The organism is Imhoffiella purpurea, assembly GCF_000585215.1.
In the GTDB taxonomy this organism is placed as follows: Bacteria; Pseudomonadota; Gammaproteobacteria; order Chromatiales; family Chromatiaceae; genus Imhoffiella; species Imhoffiella purpurea.
The window spans coordinates 1-3995 of the sequence record NZ_AONC01000107.1 but is presented as its reverse complement, the minus strand read 5'-3'; the positions used below and the strand labels follow the sequence as shown (position 1 = coordinate 3995).

The following is a 3995-nucleotide window of genomic DNA, read 5'->3' as shown; positions in this document are numbered from 1 at the left end:
GTGCGGGCTTCGGGCATCGTAACGTTGGGGGTAGAGTCTCAAGACGATGCCATTATAATCAAAAACTTAATATGAAATGCACTGTACTGAGATCCGCCCTACACATCGAAGTGGAATCCAATCGAACATCGGCTGTTCTGTCACATCGAGCGTACCTGGCAGGGGCTGATCTTCGATGCGCCCGAAACGGCTCTCAAAGCCGTCGAGCGCACGCGCACCCACACAGGACTGAGAGTGACTGCCTGCATCCTTGATACAGTCTATGAAATCGGGCGTCGGTGCTCTGACACCTTTCGCGAGATCAAGGATCGATTCATTTGCCATGACGAAAGGCTCGGACAATGGAATTACGTTGTCGATGCCAACGGTTTCTGCAATTGATATGTACGGCTTATTTTTGAATCATTACTAATTGAACGAGCGAAACCCACCGAGAAGATGGAGACGCAGAGTGGAGCAGTCAACGCAGGGCTACCGCTAGCATGTTCTGCGAAAAGACTGCTCTCCGATCGATTCCACCTGTCTCCACCGCGATATAGAATACCAAGAATATCCGGATAATCCGCCATAGTATAGCCCGGATCAGGCTCCTGAGCCCGTGAGGCACTGGACGGTCCTCAAAGCAGTCGACATCCGAAAAGCCGCTAGCTTTCAAGAGTTGTGTCAACGAGGTTCTCGTAAAGGCAAGCTCGTGAGTGAAGTCGGAATAGCGAATTTTCCCGGCAAGGGGACTTTCTCCATTCGGAACATGGAGGATCCACCGGCCGCCGGGACGAAGCACCCGGTGGACCTCATCGACGAACGGGATCAGCTCCGACTTGGTCAAGTGCTCGATGAAATCGAAGGTAATAATAACATCCACTGAGGCTGTCCCCGTGTCGGACAAAGCTGTCATTACATCCCCCTGAGTTATCCCAATTACGCCTAGCTGTTTCGCAGCCTCGACTTGCTCGGCAGACCCGTCGACTCCACGTGCTTGCGTATAACCAGCCTGCAGAAGTGCATATAAGAGTGCACCATGTCCGCAACCAAGCTCCAGAATCGCTGCTCGCCGGTCACTTGGTAGGTATCGGCGAATCATATGCCGTAAATAGGGCATACGCGTCTCAAGCCCTGCAAGTGTACGTGGAGCCAACGGCTCTTTGCGGGCGTTCACATAGCTGGCGTAGATGCGCTGGCGGTAGCGAGCGCTTGAGTCAGTTTCCATGGAAAGCTCGGCCAAAAAATACATTGACGAGATTAGGCAGGTCGAGAACCGTGAGCAACAATCTCGAAGGAGAGATTTGAATGAAGCGGGTTGTGACTCCGATAAGATATATTGCCATAAGTCCGTCCATGAAGAGCGAAGCTAGACCAGCATTGGCAAGACGTCCTGAAACTTGTAGTAACAGCGCCGCAAGCAGTATAGATACAAGAGCGCCGCCTACGTACCATACAGCAGCGCGCAGATGGCGGTTCACCGCCCTGAGAAGGTTAAGTCCGCTATACCATAAGACGGACACGAAAGCGGACAATAGCAGCCACTTGAATAGGATGTGGTCCATATGGACATGTCCACCCGTCCAAAACTCCAGGATCCAAGGGCCAATCGCATACAAGGCTATCATGCTAGCGAATCCCAACCAGAAGGCAAGAGCGAAGCCACGCACATAAAGCCGTCGCAAGAGATCCTGGTTGCCTGCGCCCCAAGCCCGTGCGAGTTCCGGCTCCAGGGCCTGGCAGACTGAAATTACCATTTGCAGCGTCAGCCGGGTGAGGGTGCGCTGAGTGGAGAAGATGACCACAGCGGTCGGCCCAAGCAGTGCGCCGATAACAAGAACAAAACCCTGGGTGTTGGTGGCTTGAGCAAGAGGTATGGCAAGGTTGGCAAGCGCGGGGCGGACTAGCGCCTTAATCACCGACATGCTGGCGTGTGTGACACCGAATCTTAGATGCGGATGACGTACTACCAAGATCCTAGCAACGGATGGTGTCACTATACAGCGCACAAGTAAAGAACTTAGAGCAGCAACCACGGGGGTGTAGCCGAGAGACGCAAGTAGCCATATAGACGATTGTTGAACAAAGGACGTGGTGTAATAAACGCTGGTATGAAAAGCATAGTCACCATTAGCTCGATATCCAGCATGACTGACACCATCGGTGAGCTTGACAAGCACCTCGGCGGCCAACAGCCAAAGGATCCAGCGGACATCGGAGGCGCTCAATCGTGACAGGTCAAGCCATTCATGAAGAGGCAGGGCTGTTAGTAGCACGGCAGCTAGAATGATGCCTAGCGCAGCAACGGAATAGACTAGGATGGCAAGGCTTTGAAAAACACACAGCATCCCTGCAAAGTCACCGCGCCCCCCGCGCGCGGCCATATCGTTCCCAGCGGACTTCGAGAAGCCCAGATCCGTCATCGACAGGTACACGGGAATGGCAGACAAAATCAGCCATTCGCCATACATTTTCAGCCCCCAGGCATGAAGCAGAATCGGAACCCCGACGAGCTGGATCAGGATCACTATGCCCTGACCATACACATTGGCGCCAAAACCGCACCGGAGTCTTCTGCCCATTTCACTGAGCATCGCTACGGCTCATGTCAATTTGGGAACGGATATGTCTTATGCCTGACATTGAGTCGCGCTCAGAGCCGCGCATCGACCGCTTCGCGCGGGAGCACCGCCTTGACGTCGTAGAGCACGGCGTCCGGCTTGCCGAAGGCGCGGATCCGCTCGGCGCCCAGCTCGACGAACTGGCGATGCGCGACGGCGAGGATGACGGCGTCGTAGTGCGCGGCCGCGGGCTGCTCGATGAGCCGGATGCCGTATTCGTGCTCGGCCTCCGCGGCGCTCGGCCAGGGGTCGTGGACGTCGCATTGGATCCTATAGTCCTCCAGCTCGGCGACGATGTCCACGACGCGCGTATTGCGTAGGTCCGGGCAGTTCTCCTTGAACGTCAGGCCGAGCACCAGCACGCGGGTGGTCGCGTTGAGCAGGTGGCGCCGGCTCATCAGCTTAATGACCTGACCGGCGACATAGGCGCCCATGCTGTCGTTGAGTCGTCGGCCGGCCAGGATGACCTCGGGGTGGTAGCCAATCTCCTGCGCCTTGTGGGTGAGATAATAGGGGTCGACGCCGATGCAGTGCCCGCCCACCAAGCCGGGGCGGAAGGGCAGGAAGTTCCACTTGGTGCCGGCCGCCTCGAGCACCTCCTGGGTGTCGATGCCGAGCCGGTTGAAGATGAGGGCGAGCTCGTTGATCAGGGCGATGTTGAGATCGCGCTGGGTGTTTTCGATGACCTTGGCGGCCTCCGCGACGCAGATGCTGCTCGCCAGATGCGTCCCCGCCGTGATGACCGAGCCATAAAGGGCATCGACGAAACGGGCGACCTCGGGCGTGGAGCCAGAGGTGACCTTCTTGATGGTCGTGAGGCGGTGCTCCTTGTCGCCGGGGTTGATGCGCTCCGGACTGTAGCCGGCGTAGAAGTCCTGGTTGTACTTCAGGCCCGAGTGCTCCTCGATGATGGGGATGCAGACCTCCTCGGTCGCGCCCGGGTAGACGGTGGACTCGAAGACCACGACGCAGCCGGGCTGGATGACCTTGCCGAGCAGGAGGCTTGCGGATTGGAGCGGGCGCAGGTCGGGCTGGCGGTGGGCGTTGATGGGCGTGGGCACGGTGACGACATAGACGTCACAGCCGGTCAGCGCCTCCGGTGCGTCGGCGTAGCTGAGCTGGCTGGCTTGTTGCAAATCTTCGGGCTCGACCTCCAGCGAGGAGTCATAGCCTTGGCGAAGCTGCGCAACGCGCGCCCGGTTGAGGTCGTAGCCGAGTGTCGGGAAGCGCTTGCCAAGCTCGACCGCAAGCGGGAGACCGACATAGCCGAGGCCAAGGATACCGATCTTCAGGTGCTTTAGGTCCAGGGCTTTGAAGGTCACGTAAGGTGAACATCCTGGCCCCAGCTGTCTTCGGGCTCGCCCGCTGTCGACTCGTTCGTCTGCACGGTGGCCA

3 protein-coding genes and 1 pseudogene are annotated in these 3995 nt (G+C 57.5%); 1 reads left to right on the top strand and 3 read right to left on the bottom strand.

Annotated features, from left to right (window positions below):
* Window positions 1–105: 105 nt before the first annotated feature.
* Window positions 106–381: pseudogene (locus D779_RS21960) on the top strand (ISAzo13-like element transposase-related protein); the annotation flags it as partial.
* A 79-nt stretch (window positions 382–460) separates the two neighbouring features.
* On the opposite strand, the gene D779_RS20495 reads toward D779_RS21960, so the two are convergent.
* From D779_RS20495 to tviB, 3 genes are read right to left on the bottom strand one after another with little or no spacing between them, the layout of a single operon-like run.
* Window positions 461–1207, bottom strand: a complete 747-nt coding sequence (locus D779_RS20495) for a class I SAM-dependent methyltransferase (protein ID WP_052348336.1) — start codon at window positions 1205–1207, stop codon at window positions 461–463.
* Entirely contained in the window at window positions 1197–2573 is a 1377-nt protein-coding gene (locus D779_RS20490; RefSeq protein ID WP_043758259.1) for a lipopolysaccharide biosynthesis protein, read from the bottom strand. Before D779_RS20490 ends, D779_RS20495 begins: the two co-directional genes overlap by 11 nt.
* 59 nt (window positions 2574–2632) lie before the next feature.
* Window positions 2633–3922 carry a Vi polysaccharide biosynthesis UDP-N-acetylglucosamine C-6 dehydrogenase TviB gene (gene tviB, locus D779_RS20485; protein ID WP_081763643.1) on the bottom strand — a complete coding sequence of 430 codons (1290 nt, stop codon included), beginning with the start codon at window positions 3920–3922 and terminating at the stop codon, window positions 2633–2635.
* Window positions 3923–3995 lie beyond the last annotated feature (73 nt).

What these genes read in the sequence shown, in the direction of transcription:
- D779_RS20490 (WP_043758259.1), bottom strand. Translation starts at nt 2,573, where the DNA reads ATGCTCAGTGAAATGGGCAGAAGACTCCGGTGCGGTTTTGGCGCCAAT.
- D779_RS20495 (WP_052348336.1), bottom strand. Translation starts at nt 1,207, where the DNA reads ATGGAAACTGACTCAAGCGCTCGCTACCGCCAGCGCATCTACGCCAGC.